The sequence below is a fragment of the Nannocystis pusilla genome, from assembly GCF_026626665.1.
Taxonomy (GTDB): Bacteria; Myxococcota_A; Polyangia; order Nannocystales; family Nannocystaceae; genus Nannocystis; species Nannocystis pusilla.
In genome coordinates this window covers 6183958-6204214 of the sequence record NZ_JAPNKE010000002.1, presented here as the reverse complement: position 1 = coordinate 6204214, position 20257 = coordinate 6183958, and the positions used below count along the sequence as shown (strand labels likewise).

At 69.8% G+C, this 20257-nt stretch carries 19 protein-coding genes; 9 read left to right on the top strand and 10 right to left on the bottom strand.

The genetic code is table 11. From position 1 onward, the window contains the following. Positions 1-18: 18 nt before the first annotated feature. The 5 genes from OV079_RS27395 to OV079_RS27375 form a co-directional block, all read right to left on the bottom strand. A complete protein-coding gene (locus OV079_RS27395; protein ID WP_267771883.1) occupies positions 19-2118 on the bottom strand; it encodes a hypothetical protein in 2100 nt (699 codons plus the stop codon). Between the two features lie 374 nt (positions 2119-2492). Next, positions 2493-2996, bottom strand: coding sequence for a hypothetical protein (locus tag OV079_RS27390; protein WP_267771882.1), 504 nt, complete (start codon positions 2994-2996; stop codon positions 2493-2495). Positions 2997-3275: 279 nt separating this feature from the next. After that, a complete protein-coding gene (locus OV079_RS27385) occupies positions 3276-3677 on the bottom strand; it encodes a response regulator (RefSeq protein WP_267771881.1) in 402 nt (133 codons plus the stop codon). 682 nt (positions 3678-4359) lie between these two features. Next, positions 4360-4830, bottom strand: a complete 471-nt coding sequence (locus OV079_RS27380) for a hypothetical protein (RefSeq protein WP_267771880.1) — start codon at positions 4828-4830, stop codon at positions 4360-4362. Positions 4831-4934: 104 nt separating this feature from the next. Further along, on the bottom strand, positions 4935-5918 hold the full coding sequence (locus tag OV079_RS27375; RefSeq protein WP_267771879.1) for a serine/threonine-protein kinase: 984 nt from the start codon (positions 5916-5918) through the stop codon (positions 4935-4937). A gap of 877 nt (positions 5919-6795) precedes the next feature. Here OV079_RS27375 and OV079_RS27370 point away from each other — a divergent pair. From OV079_RS27370 to OV079_RS27350, 5 genes are all read left to right on the top strand, one after another. After that, positions 6796-7041 carry a hypothetical protein gene (locus OV079_RS27370; protein ID WP_267771878.1) on the top strand — a complete coding sequence of 82 codons (246 nt, stop codon included), beginning with the start codon at positions 6796-6798 and terminating at the stop codon, positions 7039-7041. Positions 7042-7649: 608 nt separating this feature from the next. Further along, on the top strand, positions 7650-7835 hold the full coding sequence (locus OV079_RS27365; RefSeq protein WP_267771876.1) for a DUF1918 domain-containing protein: 186 nt from the start codon (positions 7650-7652) through the stop codon (positions 7833-7835). A 345-nt stretch (positions 7836-8180) separates the two neighbouring features. Then, positions 8181-9227, top strand: a complete 1047-nt coding sequence (locus OV079_RS27360; RefSeq protein WP_267771875.1) for a serine/threonine-protein kinase — start codon at positions 8181-8183, stop codon at positions 9225-9227. A 246-nt stretch (positions 9228-9473) separates the two neighbouring features. Further along, entirely contained in the window at positions 9474-9752 is a 279-nt protein-coding gene (locus tag OV079_RS27355) for an integration host factor subunit alpha (RefSeq protein ID WP_267771874.1), read from the top strand. Between the two features lie 1161 nt (positions 9753-10913). Further along, positions 10914-11186: a hypothetical protein gene (locus tag OV079_RS27350; protein WP_267771873.1), complete on the top strand. Its 273-nt coding sequence runs from the start codon at positions 10914-10916 to the stop codon at positions 11184-11186. A 121-nt stretch (positions 11187-11307) separates the two neighbouring features. Here OV079_RS27350 and OV079_RS27345 read toward each other — a convergent pair whose 3' ends face one another. From OV079_RS27345 to OV079_RS27330, 4 genes are all read right to left on the bottom strand, one after another. Next, positions 11308-13110 carry a DUF3369 domain-containing protein gene (locus tag OV079_RS27345; protein ID WP_267771872.1) on the bottom strand — a complete coding sequence of 601 codons (1803 nt, stop codon included), beginning with the start codon at positions 13108-13110 and terminating at the stop codon, positions 11308-11310. A gap of 4 nt (positions 13111-13114) precedes the next feature. Next, complete coding sequence (locus tag OV079_RS27340) at positions 13115-14401, bottom strand: sensor histidine kinase (RefSeq protein ID WP_267771871.1); 1287 nt, start codon at positions 14399-14401, stop codon at positions 13115-13117. Between the two features lie 496 nt (positions 14402-14897). Then, positions 14898-15713, bottom strand: coding sequence for an arylamine N-acetyltransferase family protein (locus OV079_RS27335; protein WP_267771869.1), 816 nt, complete (start codon positions 15711-15713; stop codon positions 14898-14900). Positions 15714-15911: 198 nt separating this feature from the next. Then, complete coding sequence (locus tag OV079_RS27330; protein WP_267771868.1) at positions 15912-16370, bottom strand: hypothetical protein; 459 nt, start codon at positions 16368-16370, stop codon at positions 15912-15914. Here OV079_RS27330 and OV079_RS27325 point away from each other — a divergent pair. The 4 genes from OV079_RS27325 (at position 16342) to OV079_RS27310 (ending at position 19897) form a co-directional block, all read left to right on the top strand. Then, entirely contained in the window at positions 16342-17010 is a 669-nt protein-coding gene (locus OV079_RS27325) for a hypothetical protein (protein WP_267771867.1), read from the top strand. The genes OV079_RS27330 and OV079_RS27325 overlap by 29 nt on opposite strands. A 683-nt stretch (positions 17011-17693) precedes the next feature. Next, entirely contained in the window at positions 17694-18035 is a 342-nt protein-coding gene (locus OV079_RS27320) for a KGG domain-containing protein (protein WP_420829542.1), read from the top strand. A 328-nt stretch (positions 18036-18363) separates the two neighbouring features. Beyond that, positions 18364-18771 (top strand): GFA family protein, encoded by a 408-nt coding sequence (locus tag OV079_RS27315; RefSeq protein ID WP_276602815.1) that lies wholly within the window; start codon positions 18364-18366, stop codon positions 18769-18771. Between the two features lie 496 nt (positions 18772-19267). Next, positions 19268-19897: a hypothetical protein gene (locus OV079_RS27310; protein ID WP_267771864.1), complete on the top strand. Its 630-nt coding sequence runs from the start codon at positions 19268-19270 to the stop codon at positions 19895-19897. A gap of 116 nt (positions 19898-20013) precedes the next feature. Here OV079_RS27310 and OV079_RS27305 read toward each other — a convergent pair whose 3' ends face one another. Beyond that, on the bottom strand, positions 20014-20235 hold the full coding sequence (locus OV079_RS27305) for a hypothetical protein (RefSeq protein ID WP_267771863.1): 222 nt from the start codon (positions 20233-20235) through the stop codon (positions 20014-20016). Positions 20236-20257: the final 22 nt, after the last annotated feature.

Here is a 20257-nt window from a genome sequence, read left to right as displayed (position 1 = left end):
GAAGCCGCACCGCGATCCTCATGGGTGCTGTCGCGACACGCCGAGCTCGCGTTCGCCGGCGGTCAACAAAATTTCCACCTCCCGCAGACTGTCCGCGTGCTGCGGCAGTTGTGCAAAGCGCGACGACAACGCCGTGAACGCCTGGCGGTTGGAGATAATCCCGCGCGGCGACCCCTTGTCGCGGTTGTAGACCACCGAGTCGCGGAGCATCGTGATTGCCTCGACGTTGCGACCGCACCACGCCAGGACCTCCGACAGAAACTCCGTGGTCTGCGCCAGGCCCGTCAGATCGCCGATTCTTGTCTGCGCCGCGAAGGCGGCCTCGAGCCGCAGCCGCGCTTCCTCGAGGCGGAGGCGCTTGAGCTCGAGCCGACCCATCGTCTCCCACACGCGGGCGAGCTCGCGGTCGTCGTCGAGCTCGCGAAACGCCCGCTCTGCTGCGAGCGCATGGTCCATACCGATCGCGTAGCCCTCCTCTTCGCGACCGAGCCGCATTCGTGCATGAAGCGGCAAGTTGGCGAGGAGGTGCTCCGACTCGGCGAGCTCGCGCAAGGCTGCGGGGTCGTCCTGGGCGCGCGCGTCGAAGATCGCCCGAGACGCGCGCACGAGCTTCAGTGCGTGGGCGCCGTCGCCCATGCGGACATGCACTGCGGCCTGATCGTTGAACAGGCGGGCCGCCCCGATCGGGTCATTCGCCGCGTGTAACACACGGCTGGCTTCCTCCACCTCGGCGAGCGCCCGCGCGAGCGACGGCGGATCTCCGAGGTCGAAGTGGACCCCTGCCAGCGCCTGCGCCAGATCGACGACGAGGTCGACCGGCGCGTCCGGATCGAGTTCGGCGCGCGCCGCCGCGAGCGACGCGAGCGCCTGCGCCAGCGTGAACCCGTGCTCGTAGCCCGGCGCTTGCCACTGTATCCGCCCCAGCTCGAGCAACGCCCGTGCCTTGAGTCGCTGTCGAGACGCGCCGACCGGCAACGTCGCCAGCAGCGCGAGCGCCCCCTGGACGTGCTCCACCGCCGCCTGCGGCGCGCCCATCGCTGCCGCCTCGCGGGCCGCCGCGCACAGGTGCTCTGCGGCCGAATCGAGGTCACCGGCCCGGCGCATGTGCTCGGCCGCCCGCACGTTGTCGATCAGCGGGTCGCCGGTCGTCGCCGCTGCGACCTTTCCGGTCGCGGTCAGCTCGACCGGCGCCGGCATGTCTTCTTCGGGCTTCAGAACCAAGGTCTTGCGCCGCGTCGAGCGTGCGCCCTGGGCGGGCGGGGCCAGTACGGTCTTGCGCTGGATCGGCCGCCGAGGAGGGTTCGCCTGGGCCGACTCGTCTCGATCCAGAATCTCCCCGGAGATCGCTTGGGGGCGGTCCATGTCGGGGGCGACGGGCCGCGCACCGGCGTCGACGCTGGCGTCGAAGGTTCCGGACGTGGCCTCGGCTGTCTCCGAGGCCAGGTCGACGACCTCATGAGACATGTCGATGATCTCCGCGACGCGGGCATCGTCGACGCTCTCCGCCTGGAACTTCGCCGTCCCCGCGAGCCCTGGATCGGGAGGGGGCGGCGGGATGGCCCTCGCCGCCCGCGCCCCGAGCAGCCGCCCGAGCTTTCGGTGCCACGCCTGTGCGAGCGACGGAATGATGGATGCGGATAGGGCCGAGAGCGCCGAGCTCGGCAGCGAGAACTTGCCTTCACCCCGATCTTCGACCGGGACGCCGAGATCGATGGCGCGCTGGAGCTGCTCGAGCACGAGCTCCGGCTCGACCGACAGCAGCTCCGCGAGGATCCGGACCTCGAAGCCCGGGCCGATCAGCGCCCCGGCCCGAAGCGCGCGCAGGACGTCGGCAGGCAACGAACTCCACTGAATCGACTTCGCCTCGCCGGCGAGCGCCTCCTCCCCGCGCACCACCGAGTCGCCGTCGCGCGCACGCACGGCGGCGAGTAGCTCGGCCGCGGCCTCCTTCGGCTCGTCACGGAACACCAGCAGCAGCGGCAATCGAAGCCAGCCGGGCTGCTGCACGATTCGGGTCAGCGCCGCCAGGGTCGCCTCGTCCGCCCGCTCCACCGCGTCGAGCACGACCACCCACCGGGCACCGTTCTGTTTGGCGAGGCGGTTCCACAGCTCGACCACCACCGCCTCCGTCGCGCGCTCCGGCGTATCGCCGAACAGCGTGCGCGTCCGCGGGCGGGTCCGTCCCGACCTCGTCTCGCCCAGGATCGCCTCGGTCAAGCGTCGCGCCTCGAGGAGGGGTCGCAAGGCGGCCGGTGCGACCTCGCAGCTCACGCGGATCATCTGGCTGTCCGGCGGCGGATCGGGCAGGCGGCCGTGAACCGCGATGATCATCTTCTCATGGATTTGTTGCCAGAGAGCGCTGCCCATGGACGTCGGTACCTCGGTGAAAGTGGATAGCGACCCCGAGCGGCGTCACGACAGGCTGACGTCGACGCTGAAGACCCGTCGTCGGAGGTCGCGGTGCCCACGACGCACAGGAAGGCGACGCGTGCTCAGGCCGGGTGATAGCGAGTCCCGCGAGCCTTGCCCGTCCAGGTGACATGGCCGGCCTCGATCAGGCGGTTGACCCCCGAGCGCACCTGCATGTTCGTGCCGCCCACGCGGCGCTGGATCTCGGTCGCGCTCGCCGGACCTCCAATCGCTTGGATCGCCTCGAGGATTCGCTGATCGAACGCCTCGCGTCCTGCCGCCGTGCGGGTGACGACCTCGCGCGAGGGCTTGTTCTGCGAGGAGGGCGACTTGACCGGCTTCGGCCGAGCTACCCGCGCCTCCGGCTCCCGGGAGGCCCGGCCCTGCCGCGCGGCGCCCGAGACGCTCGACACCGGCCCGGACCCGATCAGATCGGCGATCGTGATCGAGCGGAGCTCCGGGCCGAGCTCGCCGCGCGCCAACTGATTGATCTCGCCAATGGTGAGTTCATGGTGCTTCCGCAGCTCCTCGACGAGGAGCTGACGCTTGCGGCCTTCGATTGCCGAAACGATGTCGAGCTTGGGCATGGCCGCGACCTTAGCACGGGTCCTGCATCCTGCATCGCAAAATCAAGCGCCTGCGGACGAGCGCAGCCAACGGAACCTTCGTTTGCGTAGATGACCCGGTCGAGGCGAAGTCGGCGCCCCGTTCACGAGCTGGAGTCGTCGCCTTCGAGGCCTCCGCGCGGCTACCATTCGCAGACTCGGTCGTCGTGCTCGCAGCTTTGACCGGGAGCGCGGTCGGTCCTCCGCGAGACTTCAACGGGCAGCCGAGCCCATGCCCAAAGAGTGTGGAGCCAGATGCGCTTAGTTGGTCCGGAAGTCGCCGCTCGGTGCGACTTCGGGGCTGCAGACGAAACGATGGATCTTCGCCAGCAGCCGGGTGAGCTCGATAGGCTTGGTGTCGTAGTCATCGCAGCCTGCCTCGAGCGCCATCTCGCGATCGCCGGGCCCTGCGTGAGCGGTAAGCGCTATGACGGGGATGCCGGCGGTCGCCTCGGTGTTCTTGAGGATCCGCGTCGTCGCCCAGCCGTCCATCTCGGGGAGGCTCAGGTCCATGAGCACGACATCGGGCCTGTCCGTCGTGACGATGGCGATGGCCTCCGAGCTGTCGACTGCGACGATCACTTCATAGCCCCTGCGACGCAGCCGTCGTGAGAGCATGTCGCGGCTGAGTTCGTTGTCCTCCACGATCAAGATCTTGGGCACAGTATCCATCCTATCGTTTCATCTCGGAGGGGACGCTGACGGCAACCGTGCGAGACGCCGGAGCACGGTATGCGGCCGACGTCTCCACGAATTGTGACGGGTCTCGGCGCCGAACGACATCGCGCAGGCGGTGTGCTCGCCGGGCAAGGCGCCTTCTTGGTGGCCGAGGCCGAACAGGCGCCGGATGGGCGTGTGCCTGGCCGAAGCACCCCAGGGAACGGCGCGGCGCGCTCGCGGCCATGGCCAGCGTCATGGAATCTTCCGGCAGCTTGAAGATGGCCACGTGAGCCTTTTGGACCCGCCCACCCGCCGTGATTCCAAGCGCCACGCCAACGACAGCGCGAGGGTCGTAGCCGATGTCACCTTCGTACCCGACAAGTCGACGCAGGTGCTCGTGGGCAAGACCACCTACACGCCCGGGATGAATGGCTTCGAGCCGAGGTCGGGTTGGATTTACGCGGCGCAGTCCGGTCTCAGGCTTTCGCACCGTCCCCGCCCAGGATCGCCCATGCCCGGCCCATCGGCTCGCTGCGTCGTCCTCGCCCCTGGGCTGCTCGTGTTCGCTTGCGGAACCCCGTCGACCCTTCCGGCAAGCCCGACGCGTCGTTCGTGAAGGCGTCCATGGGCGGACAACCTGGCTCTGCGGGCGCGGACCGGCCTCTCGCCGCGGTGTCGATGCTCGTCACGCTCCTGACTCGAAGCGGGCGATCAGGCGGGTGAGCTCGTCGCGGAGCTCGCAGGGGTCGCTTTGCCCGCCAGCGATGGCCTTGAGCCCCGAGAGCGCCCGGACCTCCTCGGCTGCTTCGAACTTCTTCAGGATGGCCTTCTTGTCGTCGCAGTCGTCGGCCAGCTCCAACCGGGCGAAGTCGCGGAGGTACTCCGGGATCTTCTTCAAGTCTCTGGACGGCGCCCCCGCGATCGCCTCGCTCGCAAGTCGGCGGGCCTGCGGGTGCCTGCTGATGAGCAGCATCTTGACGTCCTCGGCATAGGCCGCCGGCGCCTGGGCGATGAGCTCGTCGACGGTCGCAGGTGGCGTGGGCTTGGTGTCGACAGGAGCCGACTCGGTGCCGACAGCCGTCTTGCCGGCGCTCTCGTCCGTCTTGCTTCGGCCGTATGCGAGCACGGCGAGGACGAGCACGAGCGCCACCGCCACGCCGATCCATACGCCGCGAGGACTCTTCCGCGGGAGTATCCCGGGCTCGCGCACTCCGGATGTCTTGGTCGCTGCCGTCGTGCCGCTCCGTGCGTCGGCGTGAGTCACTTCGCCCGGCGTGGGCACGAGAGGGCTCGCTGCGCTGCCCGACATCGCAGACGAGAGCGCAGCGCTCGCGGAACCCCCGGCGGGATGCTGACCTCGTTGCCGAACACCAGACGACGGAGCTCGTCCCGAACCTCGAGCGCCGACCCCGGGCGCTCCGCCGGAGCGCGCGCCAGCAGCCGCTCGATCATCACCGCCATGGCCTCGGGCACGTCTGCGCGCAGGCTCGGCGCGGCGCGCCCGAGCTGGCGCGTGAGCAGCTCGACCAGCGTGTCGCCCTGCCAGAGCTGCTGCCCCGTGAACGACTCCCAGAGGACGGCTCCGAGCGCGTACAGGTCGGCGCGGAAGTCGACCTGCTGGCCCGTGCCCTGTTCGGGCGGCATGTATCCCGGCGTGCCGATCACGGCGCCCATGCGCGTCAGCGGCTGCGCGACGTCGGCGATGGTCGCCTGCTCGCCCGACACGCGTGCGATCCCGAAGTCGACCACGCGCACGTGCAGCGCCCCGTCGCGGCGGTGCTCGAGCAGGATGTTGTCGGGTTTGAGGTCGCGGTGGACGATGCCGAGCGCGTGCGCAGCCGCCAGCGCGTCGGCGATTTGGCTGCCGAGCAGACACACTTGCGGCCACGGCAGCGACCCCGCCTCGAGGCGCTTGCTCAGGCTCTCGCCGCGGACAAGCTGCGTCACCAGATAGAAGCCGCCCTCCGGCAACGGTCCGTAGTCGATCGCGCTGGCGACGTGGGGATGGTCGAGGCGCCCGGTGGCCAGGGCTTCGCGCTCGAAGCGGGCCTCCGCCTGGGTGTGCGCTGCGAACTCCGCCCTGATCGTCTTGAACGCGACCTGCTTGCGCAGACGCAGGTGCTCGGCCACGAAGACCGCCCCCATGCCGCCCTCGCCGAGCACTTCGACGATCCTGTAGCGCTCGTCGACGACACGGCCGATCCAGCGCGATTCACGGGCGGTGCTCTCGGGGGCGTTCGACATGCGAATGCGGGGTGGACTATACCCGATGGTCCCGTCCCGGAGGAGCGGGCCCAGCGCCGGCGCCCGCCTCGGCCCAGCCTGAGCCACAGCTGCAGCGCCTCGCGCGGGTGACGAGGTTCATCGGCCGCCACGGGCCCCTGTCGGCGCCGGCGCGCACTTCAGCCGCTGCAATCTGCGGGCGATCGCCGGCGCCCCGCAGGCGGGCCCCTCGTGATGCACCCGCCTGCGGAGAACCGCGAGCCGGTCGAGCCGGGCGGTCGGGCCCGGGAGGGTCGAGGGAGCCGAGGCGGCTGGTCCCGGCGCGGGTCGACGACGTTGCGTGATGATGCGTGCGTCTCAGGGGCGCGAACCTGCCTGCCGTGCTGCGGGACGCACGAGGTCGAGCGCGCTCCGCCCACGAGCACGCGAGCGCTCGAGTTTGTTGTTGCGGAAAGTTCGGCCGGGCCGCTGGGTCGGAAGAGGTCGAGGGACGCCCGCGAGAGGCCGGCAGTCGGGTGCTCGTCACCCTGGACAGCGAGTTCGTACTTCAGTCGGTTCTCACCCCGAGATGCTGGCTCCCTGCGTGCGCCCGAGCCGCCTCGAGTGGGCGTGAGCGTCGCTGAGAGCCGTGTCGACGATGTGTGCGCTCGGCCGCCACCCATTCGCCGCCTCGCCCGCGAAGCCGAGCATCGAAACTACCAGCCTGCTCTGCCACCGCGACCCGACCTGCGGCGATTCGCTCCGAGGTGCTCCGTGCTTCGCGTCAAAGGTAGAGTTTCCGTTTGGCCATACATTCATGTGGGCGCTGCATAACGCATCGCCATCGGACACACAGAAGGAATGACCCATGCGCAATACGCTCTCTGTTCTCGCAGGAATCGCGCTCCTCGTGGGCGCCGTGGCACCCGAGGTCCATGCCGGCGGTTCCGAAGGCTCGTACCCGACGTACCCGCCGTACCCGCCGTACCCGCCCGAGCCCGTCTGCGAGCCCAACGAGGGTAGCTGCCCGGACCACTTCGAATTGGTGTCGATCGACGCGGAGACGGCGCAATTCGACGATGACGGCGACGACTGCGTCTGTGTCAAGGAGGTCCCCGGAGAGGGCAACGTCGGCGATGGCCGGGTCGCCAAGGACGACGACTGATCGGTACGACTCCGTCACTCGGCCGAGGCGGCGAAACATCGTCGTCGCCTCGGCGCAGCCGTAATTGCGGCAGACGTGCAGATTGATGCGAGCGCTGACCGCAGCGGCCGACGGGAAATGCCGAATGTGCGGGGAGCGCGGCGCCGGGCGTCTCCGCCCGAGCGTTCTCGAGGGAGCGGGGGCGGAGCGCCTCGACCGCGACGGTATTCCCCGGCGGAGCCGCAGCAGGACGAGGGCGATGTGCCGGACGTCGAGCGACGATCCGGAAAGGGTGAGGACGGCGCGCCAGCTCCGGCGAGCTCGGCCGGTGGAACGCCGAAGTCTGCTTCTCGCACAGGGACGCCGCCGCGAATCGTAGTTCTTCGTCCTCTGCGACGAGCGCCGCACTACGACGATCGAGCAGCCCTCGATCGCTGCGGCCGGGGCTGTGCGCCGAACGGAAAAACCTTCTTGGACCGGCTGTTCGCAAGCTTTTCCAACCTGCGCCGGTCGGCGCCGCAATTCGTACCTCGAAGGACGTCGCGCCGGGCGCCCGGCGCGTATTGCCTCGGCTGGCCTCGCTTGACAGGGCGATGTCGCGGCGGAAAAACCCCATCAAGGAGTTCACCATGCAGGCACACGTGGGCGATTCCATTCGCATTACGGTCCTCAGCGATCCTCCATTGGTCGGCGAGATCGTCGAGGTCCTCGGCCCCGACGGTGCGCCACCGTACAGGGTGAAGTTTCCGAACGGGCACGAACTGGTGATGAACCCGTCTCCGGACACCATCATCGAACACAGGCGGCCCAGGTGACTGGCTGCTTGCGCCCAGGCGCAGCGAGACGACCGCTTGTTCGGCAAACCTTCTTGGACCGGCCGCCCGTGAAATTTTCCAAGAGCGACGAGTTCGCGCCGCAGCACGCGTTCGAGGACTGGGCGGCCCGTGCGCCATGCCGGAGACTGTTGACCGCCGCACATCGAGCCTGGAGACTGCAGCCGTCGGTCGGCGACCGACCGAGCACTTCGCTCATCTCGTGCGCGGCACTCGGGACCGCCGCCATCGCCGCCATAATGGCGAGCGCCGAGCAGGAGGCTCACGGCGTCAGCCTGTAGTTCTCCCCCTTCCGGCCCGGTCGCCTCCCCCCGATTCGGAGTCATCTTGAGCAACGCCGCATCCATCCACCCCACCCCTGGTGCGTCGCCGGCGACATGGATCGGGCACACCCTGGACGGCCGCTACCAACTCCGTGAGCTGATCGGCGAAGGGGGTATGGGGGCCGTGTTCGCGGCGGAGCAGCTCAGCCTCCGCACGATGGTCGCGGTCAAGATGATCCACGCCGAGTTCACCGGCAACGCCGAGATCTCCGAGCGCTTTCGGCGTGAGGCGATGGCGACGGCGAAGATCGATCACCCCAACGTGGTCCGCGCGATCGACTTCGGCCCGCTGCCGGGGGGCGGCGCGTACCTGGTCACGCAGCTGGTCCGGGGGCGCACGCTGACGAACACGATCGCCAGCGGGAAGCTGCCCTGGCGGAAAGCGTGCGACATCGGAGCCCAGATCGCCGACGCCCTCGTGGCGGCCCATGGGGCCGGCATCGTTCATCGCGACCTGAAACCCGACAACATCCTCCTCGAGGCCCGCGAGGACACCACGGTGGTCAAGGTGCTGGACTTCGGACTGGCCCGCGTCGCCGACTCCGGCCCCGACATGACCCCCTTGACGCGTCTCGGCACCGTGATGGGCACGCCCGGCTACATGGCGCCGGAACAGGCCGCGGGCGAGCCGACCGATCACCGCACGGACATGTACGCGCTCGGGGTGATCCTCTGGGAAAGTCTCGCCGGGCGCGAGCTCTGGGACGGCGGCGAGCTGTCCGACATCACGATTCGCCAGCTCACGCAGGCACCGCCGGCGCTCGCACGCGAGATTCCCGATCTTCCGCCCGAACTCGACCGCCTCCTGAGCCAACTGCTGGCGCGTGAAGCTGCCCAGAGGCCGCAAGCTGCTCGCGCGGTCCGTGACGAACTGCGCGCCCTTGCCAACCGTCCGGCGTCCGCCCCGGTGGCTCCGACGCCGCCGCCTCAGCCCGCAGCATCGCAGCCCCAACGAACGGCGCCGCCGCCGAACCGCGGATTGATGGTTTTCATCGCGGTGTTCGCCGTCCTCGCGCTGCTGATCATCGCCCTCTGGGCGCTGGAGCAGTGAGGTGGCGGGCGACTCCGGCGGACGCAGGCCCCTGCGACGGCAGGACGACTTCGTCGATGCGCTCTTCGGGCACACCGATGCGCCTGGCCGAACGGCCAGCCGAATCCTGGCGGTCGAACGACTTCCGCGAGCCGCAGCACCCGTGGCCTCGCCTCGCACGCTCACGAAAGATCCGGAGGGCCCCGCCGTGATCGCGGCGGCTCGCGGCGGATGCGGCCTGCATCCTCCTCCAAGGACGCCTTGCACATGACGAAGGCGGACGTCATCGAGCGTGTGTCCGACGAGCTTGGCGGTCTTTCGAAGAAGGAGGCCACCGACATGGTCGAGGTCGTTCTCGAGTTGATCAAGGAGACGCTCGCTTCGGGTGAGAACGTCAAGCTGCCTGGTTTTGGCAACTTCGTCGTTCGCTACAAGACCACGCGCCGCGGTCGAAATCCGAAGACCGGGGAGGAGATGATGCTCGATGCTCGCCGCGTGTTGACGTTCAAGCCGAGCAATCGGCTGAAGACCGCGATCAACGCGTAGCCGAGCGAGCCTGGCGCGCCTGGTCGGCCGCGCTCGGCGGCGTCGGCGGGGCTGTCTCTGCAGACAGGAAATGATGGGTGTGCGGCCACGGAGCCCCCCTTGTCGTCGGGAGCGGCTGTCTCTTCAGACAGCATGCATGGGCGTTCCCGGCCCCGGTCCTGTGATTCGCGCTGCGCGTCGTCGCCGACTGACCATGCCGCGCTCCCCGCTCTTGCACGGTGGGACGGGCTCTGCGACGCTCTGCCCATGCCGAGCGTAATTGCGTCGGGGAGCTCCTCGAAGATCGCCATCGCATCATCACCGCGGTCTACAGTGGCACGCGGGATCGAGGCGCGGCGGCGACGCCACTCTCCCCACTCATCATGATGGCGCAGGCGGGTGATCCGACGCCCCCGCCTTCGGACAAGTGGGGCGAGATCATCCTCGGCGAAGAGCCCTCCGTGCCGCCCAAGCACCCCCCGCGCCCCACGTTCCACCACCGACACCAACAGGTCGGCGACGGCCGCCCGGGCTCATCGCTGTTCTCGCGCTGCTCGGGCTGGGTGCGATCGCGCTCGGCGTTCGCATGGCGAGTTCGGACGGGGACGAACGAGCGGAGCCGCCGCCCGCAGAATCCGCGGCCCCGGAGAGCGCTGACTCGTCACCGGCGGGCGAGACGCCTCCGGCCGATTCGTCCCCGCCCGGGGCGAGAGAGCCCGGCGCGGGAGAGCCCGGCGCAGGAGAGCCGGAAGCAGCAGAGTCCGGGTCCGAGAAGTCCGGGTCCGAGAAGTCCGGGTCCGGGCAATCCGGGTCCGGGTCCGGGCAATCCGGGTCAGGGTCCGGGCAATCCGGGTCCGAGAAGTCCGAGTCCGAGAAGTCCGGATCCGGTCAATCCGGGTCGGAGGAGTCCGGGTCCGGGTCTGGGCAATCCGGGTCCGGAAGAGCCGGGTCCGAGCAATCCGGGTCCGAGAGATCCGAGTCCGGGCAATCTGGAGCCGGGAAGTCCGAATCAGCGAACACCTCCTCGGCGAAGTCCGAATCGTCGGAGACCCGCGAGGCCGATCGGCAGAAACAATCCAGTGGCGAGGCGGAGCCCACGGCGCAAAAGACCTCCGAGAAGGCGCCCGCCGACAGGGGCTCGTCGGAGTCGGGTCGCGCGAGCGAGCAGGGCCGCCGCCGGCCATGCCGGATCCGCCGACCGAGCCCGAGCACCTGTTCCGACCGCATCGCGACGCGATCACGAAACAATGCAAGAATCCGCGCGGGCTCGGCAACGCGCTCGTAGTCCTGCGGATCACGATCGAGGAGACCCGGATCGTTCGCGCCGAGGCGAACATCAGCAGCGAAGACAGCGCTCGCCAGGCGGCCGCCAACTGCATCGAAACCTATCTCCGTACCAAGGTGAAGGTGCCGACGACCTACACGGGGTCGAGGAACTTCTCCTACGCGTTTTGATGCCGAGCAGCATCTCCGCGCCAGCTCGAGGGCATGCGCACCACCGCGTCCGTCGTGCTCATCGCAACGCGCGGCTCGAGCAATTGCACACCGAGCTGCACCTGGCGCTGGCGTGATTGACTCACGCGGAGGTGGTGGCGCAAGACAAGAAATGACGGGCGACGGTGTCGTCGGGGTCGGCGTCGACGACCTCGGTGAAGCGCGCGCCGGCGTCGGCGAATTCGCGGCGGTCGAGCGCGGCCAAGCCAGCGGCGAATTGGCCCGCGCTGGCGGTCCGGCGCGCTCGTGTCGGCTCCGGCGCGGCCGCCAGCACCTCGAGCAATTCGACCGGCTGCGTCCGTCCGCGCAGCGCGATCGGGCCGAGCGAGCGCAGCGCGGGCGAGCGCGCGGCCTCGAGGCCGTCGACGACGGCGCGGCTCACCAGCAAGGCGGTCCCGAGCACGCGGTTATACTCCTGGATCCGCGAGGCCGTGTTGACGGTATCGGCGATCACCGTCGGCGCCATCCGCCGCGCGTGCCCAACCATGCCGACGATCACCGGCCCGTGGTGCAGGCCGATCCCCATCATCAGGGGGCCGTCGGCCAGCGGGGTGTCGCAATTGAAGCGATCGATCGCCGCCAGCACCGCGAGCGCCGCCTCGATCGCGTCCTGTGGGCCGGTCGGGAACAGCACCATCACGCCGTCGCCGAGGTACTTGTCGATGATCCCGCCGTGCTGCTCGAGGCACGGGCCGACGATCGCGTACAGGCGATTGAGCAGGTCGAACACCGCCGGCGGGGGCATGGCCTCGCAGCGGGCGGTGAACGAGGCGATGTCGAGGAACAGGATCGACATGTCGCGCGCGAGGTGGTCGCCGACGTCGACGCGGCGCAGGTCGGTCTTGTCGACCAGGTGGACCAGCGACTTGGGCACGAACCGTTCGAAGGCCCGCAGCCACTGCTCGCGCTCGGCGTACAGCCGATGGTTGCGCAGCGCCATCCCGGCGTTGGCGCAGAACAGCGACACCACCTGGCGCTCCCAGCTCTCGAGCGCGCCGCCGCCGTCGAGGTAGAGCACCGGCCGCGCCTCGCCGCCGAGGTCGAAGCTGTAGACGCTGTAGTGCCCGCGCTCGACCAGACCGGGCCCGCTCAGGCTGCGCTCCACGTCGCGCAGCACCGCCGTGTCGAGGACCTCGTGGACCGGCCGCCCGAGCGCCTCGCTGAACCGGCCGCTGGCCGCGATCACCGTCGGCGTCGCCTCGGTCGGCTCGAACAGCGGCCGCCGGGCGACGAAGAACACCGAGCTCTCGCGCGGCAGCAAGAGGCCCGACACCTGCTCGAGGATCCCCGTCAGCAATTGCTCGACCGAGCGGGCGTCGAACAGCGTCGCGGTGGCGTCGATCACCTTGTGCAGTCCGCGGCGCTGGATCGTGATCGTCCGCAGGTCGCGGTAGGCGCGGACCCCCGCGATCACCGAAGTGATGAGCCGCTGGGTCGTGACCTCGGTCTTGCTCAGATAGTCGTTGATGTCGTACCCCGCCATGACCTCCATCTCGGGGGCGAGGCCCGGCTGACCGGTGCGCAGCACGATCCGCAGCATCGCGTTGTGCTGCTCGCGGCGCAGCCAGTCGACCAGCCGCAGGCCGGCGTCGTCCGACTCCATCACCACGTCGAGGAGCAGCAGCGCCGCGTCCCGGTGCTCGCTCAGGACCTCCCGGGCGGCCCGCGCGGAGTCGGCGAAGTGCAGCTGCAGCGGCACGCCGTCGACGGTGAGCCGCTGCAGCGCCAGCCGCGACACGCTGTGGACGGCGGGCTCGTCGTCGACGACGATCACCTTCCAGCGGCTCTGGGGCGCCGGCGGCTCGGGCTCGGGCCCGGTCTCGGGGTCGTCGGCCCAGGCCGGGGCGTCGTCTCCGAGGTCTCGAGGATCGCGCGGATCGTGCATGGTTTCACCCCTCCGTTCGACGAATCGCAGCAGTGCCCAGCGGGAGCTCGATTTTCCAGCGTGTCCCGCCCGGGCCGGGGTCGAGCTCGATGCGTCCGCCGAAGCGCTCGACCACGATGTTGTGGACGATGTGCATCCCCAGGCCGCTGCCGCCCTCGCGGCGGCGGGTGGTGAAGAACGGCTCGAACACCCGCGAAGCGTGCTCGCTGGCGATCCCGCGCCCGTTGTCCGCGCATTCGATTCGCAGCACCTCGCCGACGCAGGCGGCGCTCAGGAGCAGGCGGCGCTCGGCGTGCTCGGGCGCGAACGCGTGGACGCAGGCGTTCTGGACCAGGTTCGTCAGCACCTGCGTCAGCGCCCCGACGGCCAGCTCGAGCGCCGGCCCGGGCGTGCAGCGCAGCTCGTGCTCGACGCCGGCGGCGCGCAGCATCGGCCGCAGGCTGGCGACGACGTCCTGCAACCATTCGCACAGGGCCACCCGGCGCACGGCCTCGCTGCTCTGATCGACGGCGACCTTCTTGAAGCTCTGGATCAGGTGGGCGCCGCGGCGCAGGTTGTCGACGGTCAACACGCAGCTGTCGTCGAGCTCGGCGAGCGCGCGCCGCAGCTCGCCGCGGGTCAGGGTCCCGTGCTCGACGTCGTCGCGCAGGCGCTTCAAGATCTGCTGCCCGTGTGTCACGGCGGTCAGCGCGACCCCCAGTGGCGTGTTGATCTCGTGCGCCACTCCGGCCACCAGCCCGCCGAGCGCCGCCATCTTCTCGCGCTGCAGAAGGGCGTCGCGCGTGCGTCGCTGCTCGAACTCCAGGCGCTTGCGCTCGCTGACGTCGGTGGCGACCCCGCCGAGCCCGTAGCAATCGCCGTAGCGATCGATCAGCGGGAACACCGACTCCCAGAACGTGTGCTCGCCGTCGGGCAGCGGGATCGTGAATTCGGAGGTGACGATGCGCCGCTCGTGCATCGCCACCGCGGTCCCGGCGTCGATCTCGGCCGCGGCCTCCGGCCCGATCATGTCCTGCTCGCGCTTGCCGAGCACCTCGTGCGGCGAGCGGGCGAGCAAAGCCGAGTGGCGGTGATTGCTGAGAATGAAGCGTCCGCCGGTGTCCTTGGCGTAAATGACGATCGGGGCGTGTTCGGCGATCGCCTGCAGCAGCGATTGCGCCTGCGCCAGGTCGCGCGTCTCCTGTTCGCGCGCTCGTCGCAGCGCGGCCAGCTCGGCGCGCAGGCGGGCGTTCTCGTCGGCGACCGCGTTCTCCAGTTCGTCCGCGCGGTCGGGTGGGGGCGGGGCGCTCACACTTTTACCTGCAGCGGCTCAGTTTATCCGCAGGCCCGTGGCCCGCGGCAGCTTCTGCGATCGCAGAGGCAATGCGTAATCGCGCAGGGCGGCACAGATTCGCGCCAGCCTGGCGATAACGTCGTGCAGATGTCGGTCACCTGGAATTCGCGGCCGAGGTCGGGAAGTAGCCCCCGAGCGCAAGGACGAGGTGCCCGCCGCCTTCAAGGCGTGGGCCTACGAGTACGAGGGCTTCGACTCGGATCGTGCGTGCTTGCAGGCCGCCACGGCCGCGCTCGGCTCGCCGGAAAAGACCGTGCGGCTGTATCAATGGTCATATGTCTCTGGGGACATCTCAGCTGGTCGAGACCTGAAGCCGTCGCCGCGTTCAACGGTGCGGAGCTTTCTGACGAGGCAGTCATTCGTCGACCGGTTCGTGCCGTACCTCCAACTTTCGAGGCGTGCTCTGATAAACACGCCTGTAAAGGCGTGCGTCGAGCGCATGTCACAAGGCGCGTCAGCGCGGCAGGCCGTCGAGGGCCTGGTCGAGCGCGGGGTCGGCGGGCAGGTCGATGCGGAACTCGTCGGCGAGGACGCGGCGGAGCTCCTCGGTGGTGTCCAGGACGCGGCGCTCGGTCTCGCCGCCGAGGTGGTGGACGGCGTAATCGCGGTTGCGGAGGGCGAGGCGGCGGTCGGCGAGGGCGCGGGCGGCCATCAGGCCGGTGCGGAAGTGCGAGGCCGGGTGGGTCGAGAGGAAGTAGTTGGTGACCTCGTAGTCGGGCTGGAACTGCTCCTGCAGGTCGAAGCGGTACAGCGGGCGCCACTCGCCGCGCACCAGCGCCTGCATCCCGAAGTAGCCGCCGTCCGCGACCAGCCGGAACGGCTCGTGCGGGGTGGGCTGCTCGCGGTCGCCGACGAGGCGGAGGACGCCGGTGAGGGTGAGGCCGCCGAAGCCGACGTCGACGATGTGCGGCGCGCCGTCGAGGTCGACGTGCAGCAGCATGTGACTGCGCGGGGTGACGCGGCCCTCGGGCTGGTTCCAGATCACGCGCGCCGCCAGGCCGCGCACCTGGAAGCCGAGCGCGCGCAGGACGTGCGACAGGAGCAGGTTGTGTTCGAAGCAGTAGCCGCCGCGGCCGCCACGGACGAGCTTGCTCTCGAGGCCGGCGAGGTCGAGCGCCGGCGTCCGCCCGACCAGCGGGTCGAGGTTTTCGAACGGGATCGCGGCCGCGTGCGCCTTCACGATCGCCGCGAGCGTGGCGAGCGTCGGCGCGTTCGAGCCGTGGTGGTCGATGCGCTGGAAGTATGCGGGGAGGTCGAGCTCGGCGGTCACGCGCACCAATGTAGGCCCGAACGCGCCCGCGAGGAAGTCGACTGCGGCGAGCCGGCCTCGCTCGCGGCGCGCGCCGTCACGTCAGGCGTGGCGCGCGGCGGCAGGTCGGACGTCGCGCGTCGCCTGCGAGCGCATGGCCGCGCGTGCATCCGACTCGAGCGCGCGTCGATCGGCGACCCGCGCCGGCGCGAGGCACTGTCACAATCGCCGGCGCGACGACGCGGCGGAGGCGATGCCCTCGGTCGCCGCCGAGGTGTCGCGCGCGAGGCACCTGCTCGAGGGCTCGCGCACCCAGGCGGTGATTTTCGCTGTCCAGAGCGCGGCGTTCGTGTTCTCCTGCGCGAGGAGGTGACTCATGAAGAGGTTCCTGTTTGCCACGGTCCTGGCGAGCTCCTGTGCGGATACCGGCAATCCGCTGACCGACACGATGGCCGGCCCCACCGGCGCCGGTCCGACCGGACCCGGCTCGGGGCAGACCGACGCCGACGCGTCGAGCTCCGACGGCAGCAGCAGCAGCAGCAGCAGCAGCGGCGCGCCGACGACCACGACCGGCCCGACCAGCAGCAGCGGCGGTGACCTGACGACGACGACGATGGACGCGGGCAGCAGTTCGAGCTCGGGCGCGTCGATGTGCCTGCCGGCGACCACGCCGTGCACCGAGGGCGGGGAGTGCTGCGAGGGCCTCGAGTGCGGGACGACGAGCCTGGGGCAGGTGTGCTGCGGCAACGAGGGGATCGGCTGCAACACGCCGAACGGCGAGGACTGCTGCGGCGCGCTGCTGTGCATCGCCGGGGTGTGCGGCTACGACGTCGACGCCGCCTGCGAGCCGCCGTGCACCGCCCCGCCGGCGCTGCTCGTCGAGAAGCAGCGGCTGGCGACCATCGGCGGCTCGTTCCTCGGCATCTGCGGCGACGCCAATCACACCTACGGCTTTCACGTGCCGGCGGCCAACCTGCCGGACGACGATTATTCGATGGAGGGCGCGGCGAACGTGCCGGTGTGCGAATGGCACGCGGCGGCGATCGACATCGGCATGGACTGGCCGGCCTCGCGCGACTGGCTCAAGTGGCTGATCGCCGGGATCGCCAGCGACGAGATCCAGGGGATCGCCGAGGTGATCGGTTCGTACGACGGCGTCAACGTCCGCTACTGGTCGGATTCGTCCGGGTGGAGCATGGACGGCAAGCCGTATCAGGGCAGCGGCCACGACACGTGGACGCACGTGTCGGTGTATCGCTCGACCACGCTGGAGGACCACGGCATCCTCGCCGGCTGGACCGCCAACGGCGGGCCGTGAGCGGAGCCCGGCCCAGGGGATTTCCTCGCGGCGGCCGGCGCCGCAGCGGCGTCTGCGGCGAGCGGGCGCCGCTGTATGCAAAGAGCTTCGCGCCGGCTTTGTCGTGAGCAAGATAAAACTCGATGCCGTCGAAGCGGGTCGTCGCGTGGCGTGCGGCGGGTCGTCGAAGTGAGAAGATTTGGTTGCGCGGGTGGCTGCAAGGGAAAATACTTGCGTTTGCAACGATGAGCGGCGCGGGCGACGACGGCGGTCTTTGCGCTGACGGTTGGATGTGTCGACATGAGGTGAGTGCGAGGGGCGAGCGGGGCGGCCTCTGCCGAGGCCCGTCGCGGTCGGCGGCCGCGAATGCAGAAAGCAGTCGATAGCTTCGCGGATCCGACTCGTCGGACTTGCCGGCCTCGCGTTTCCGCTCACGATGCCCGCGAGTCCACCGAACGACGGTCGCGGCGACGAAGCGTAGTACGGCGAATGAACCGCCGCTGCCATGAATGCGCCGCCCCGCCCGGGGACTACCCGGCGAGCCATCGACGGCCCGCCGCGAACCAAAGCCAAGCACGGAAAGCGAGATAGTAGTCATGGCAAACAACAGCGACAACAAGAACCAGAACCGCGACCAGGACCGCAGCCAGAGCCGCAATCAGGACCGCGACCAGAACCGCGGCGACGGCCGTGGCTTCGCCGGGATGGGCGAGGACAAGCAGCGCGAGATCGCCAGCATGGGCGGTCGCACGGCCCACGAGAAGGGCACCGCGCACGAGTTCACGTCCGAGGAGGCGCGCGAGGCCGGTCGCAAGGGCGGCGAGGCGGTGAGCCAGGACCGCGAGCACATGGCGGAGATCGGGGCCAAGGGCGGCCAGGCGTCGCACGGCGGCGGGCAGAACCAGCGCCGCGACGAGGGCACCCGCAGCGAGCGTGACGACGACGACGACAACAACCGGCGGTCTCGCTCGCAGAGCCAGAACCAGGGCCAGGGCGGCCAGGGCGGCCAGGGCAGCCAGGGCGGCCGCGGCGGCGATCGGCGCTGATGGCCGCGCAGCGACGGACGGCGCGCTCGTCCCGGTATCCGGGGCGAGCGGCCGTCTCGATGACGGCGCCTCGGGGACGAGCGCCGTTCGACGTGATGGCGGTGGATCGATCTGCACCGCGCTCACGGGTTCGAGCCAGCGAAGGAATGTTTTCGTTCTCGGCAGCGACCGCGCCCAGGCACCGGAGGGAGGTGCCGCCGGGCGCCCCGCACAAGGTCGTGCGGAGGCGTCGTTGCCACCGAGGGGCGGCCCGGGCTACGCTCGGGGCGCCCGTCGTCGCGTGACGCGGGCCGAGATTTTCACCGCCACGAATTCTCTTTTCACGAATATGCGTTCTCGGACAGCTTCCTGCTCCTGCGGCCAATTGCGCGTCGAAGTGCACGGCGAACCCCTCGGGGTCGGGGTGTGCCACTGTCTGGCCTGTCAGCGCCGGACCGGCAGCGTCTTCGCCGCGCTGGCCGCCTTCGCCGCGCCGTACGAGGTCTCCGGCACCGCCACGGAGTACGTCCACGTCGGCGACCAGGGGGGTCGCTTCACCTTTCGCTTCTGCCCGGTGTGCGGGACGAGCGTGTTCCACACCGAAGAGGGGCATGAACCATCGCCGGTGCTCGTCGCCGTCGGTGCGTTCGCCGATCCGAGCTTCCCGCCGCCCGAGGATTCGGTCTACGACTGTCGCAGGCACCCGTGGGTGAAGCTGCCGCCGGGCGTGACGACGTTCGAGAAGGACCCGACCTAGCTCCCGCAGCGAGCGAGGCTCGCCGGTAGGCCCGGAGCGGAGCGTCCCTCGATCGTGCCAGCGGTGAAACCCGTTGCAGCGGCGGGGTGACGATTTCACGCAGGCACGCTGACGCGTGACCGCTGTCCTGTGAGGGACCGATCTCGTCCTCGTATCATCGCGAACGCGCACCCCGACCGACACGCGGAGGCGCTCGGACGATGATTTCCTTCATGAAACGAGCGCGAGAGAGGCGGTCCTATGAATCGGCGGTCGGCGCGCGAATGCGAGGTCGGCGCCGGGTTCGCCGGTTTGGGGTACCGGTGCAAAGAATGACTTGACAAGTCGGAGCGACAATTGAAATGTGTCAAAGTGCGGCGGGCGAGACGGGCCGCCGCGTTGCGATGATTCGATCGATGTCTCGATCGCGCGAGGCGTGCAGGCAATGCGCGCTCGGCGGCGAATGACGCGCCCGAGCGCGGGCCGTCCGTACAACTCGACACCGGGAGGGGACACCATGACTCAGTCAGACAACAACCGCGCGCGCTACTATCGGGTCTCGGCCGCGAAGTGGCCGATCGAGAAGTACCTGCTGTGCGACAGCGCGCGGGAGGCGGCCGAGGAATTCGCCGCGCTGTTCGACTTCGGCGATCTGTTCGACCAGGTCGAGATCACGGTGTCGCTGGCGGACGCGCGCGGCAGGCGGCAAACGCAGCAGTTCACGGTCCGCAGCTCGAACATGCGGGTGTACGAGGCGGTGTGGGTCGAAAACGTGGGCGAGTCGGAGCCGGAGGAGGTGCTCGAGCTCGAGGAGCTGGGGGAGCTCGGCGACGTCCCGCTCGAGGGCGCGCTCGATGATTCGTTCGCCCGCGAGGACGACCTCGAGGAGGACGACGAGTTCGACGAATGGGTGCAGCGCGAGGAGACCGGGCCGTTCTCGGAGCTGTTGCCGGAGGACGCGGGGGCGGCCGTGGACGAGCCGGCGGTGTTGAAGATCCTGGCCGCCGCCAACGAGACCGACCCGCCGGACGACGATCCCGACGACAGCTCGAGCTCCGGGCTGCGCCGCCTGGCCGGACTGGCCAGCCGCGGCTACGGCACCCTCGTGAAGGGGCTGTTCGGGCGCCGACGCGGGCGCGCGGCCTGAGCGCCGGGTCGTCGGCTGGATCGAGGTCGCGCTCGCGCCCCGCGCGGGGCGCCGTATGGCGATAGATGGCCGGAGGGACAGGTTCGCGGCGGGCCGATGTCTCGCCCTCGCGGCCGTCACTCGTCGTCCTGCACTTCACTCTCTTCGTCGTCGTCGCCGTCGTCGCCGGCCAGCTTGGCGAGCAGGGCGTCGAGCTCGAACTGTCGGGTCCAGGCCTCGACGCGCTTCGGCTCGCGGGTCCAGCCGATGCCGAGGCCCTGCTCGTAGCGGTCGACGCCGAACAGGGCGAGCGTCAGGTCGAGGTAGACCGGGAACGACACGAAATCGGACCAGTCCATGTCGGCGCCGTAGTCGGTCGTG

What these genes read in the sequence shown, in the direction of transcription:
- OV079_RS27355 (WP_267771874.1), top strand. Translation starts at nt 9,474, where the DNA reads ATGACGAAGGCGGACGTCATCGAGCGTGTGTCCGACGAGCTTGGCGGT.
- OV079_RS27320 (WP_420829542.1), top strand. Translation starts at nt 17,694, where the DNA reads ATGGGCGAGGACAAGCAGCGCGAGATCGCCAGCATGGGCGGTCGCACG.
- OV079_RS27345 (WP_267771872.1), bottom strand. Translation starts at nt 13,110, where the DNA reads ATGCACGATCCGCGCGATCCTCGAGACCTCGGAGACGACGCCCCGGCC.
- OV079_RS27315 (WP_276602815.1), top strand. Translation starts at nt 18,364, where the DNA reads ATGCGTTCTCGGACAGCTTCCTGCTCCTGCGGCCAATTGCGCGTCGAA.
- OV079_RS27390 (WP_267771882.1), bottom strand. Translation starts at nt 2,996, where the DNA reads ATGCCCAAGCTCGACATCGTTTCGGCAATCGAAGGCCGCAAGCGTCAG.
- OV079_RS27350 (WP_267771873.1), top strand. Translation starts at nt 10,914, where the DNA reads ATGCCGGATCCGCCGACCGAGCCCGAGCACCTGTTCCGACCGCATCGC.
- OV079_RS27365 (WP_267771876.1), top strand. Translation starts at nt 7,650, where the DNA reads ATGCAGGCACACGTGGGCGATTCCATTCGCATTACGGTCCTCAGCGAT.
- OV079_RS27305 (WP_267771863.1), bottom strand. Translation starts at nt 20,235, where the DNA reads ATGGACTGGTCCGATTTCGTGTCGTTCCCGGTCTACCTCGACCTGACG.
- OV079_RS27310 (WP_267771864.1), top strand. Translation starts at nt 19,268, where the DNA reads ATGACTCAGTCAGACAACAACCGCGCGCGCTACTATCGGGTCTCGGCC.
- OV079_RS27325 (WP_267771867.1), top strand. Translation starts at nt 16,342, where the DNA reads ATGTGCCTGCCGGCGACCACGCCGTGCACCGAGGGCGGGGAGTGCTGC.
- OV079_RS27375 (WP_267771879.1), bottom strand. Translation starts at nt 5,918, where the DNA reads ATGTCGAACGCCCCCGAGAGCACCGCCCGTGAATCGCGCTGGATCGGC.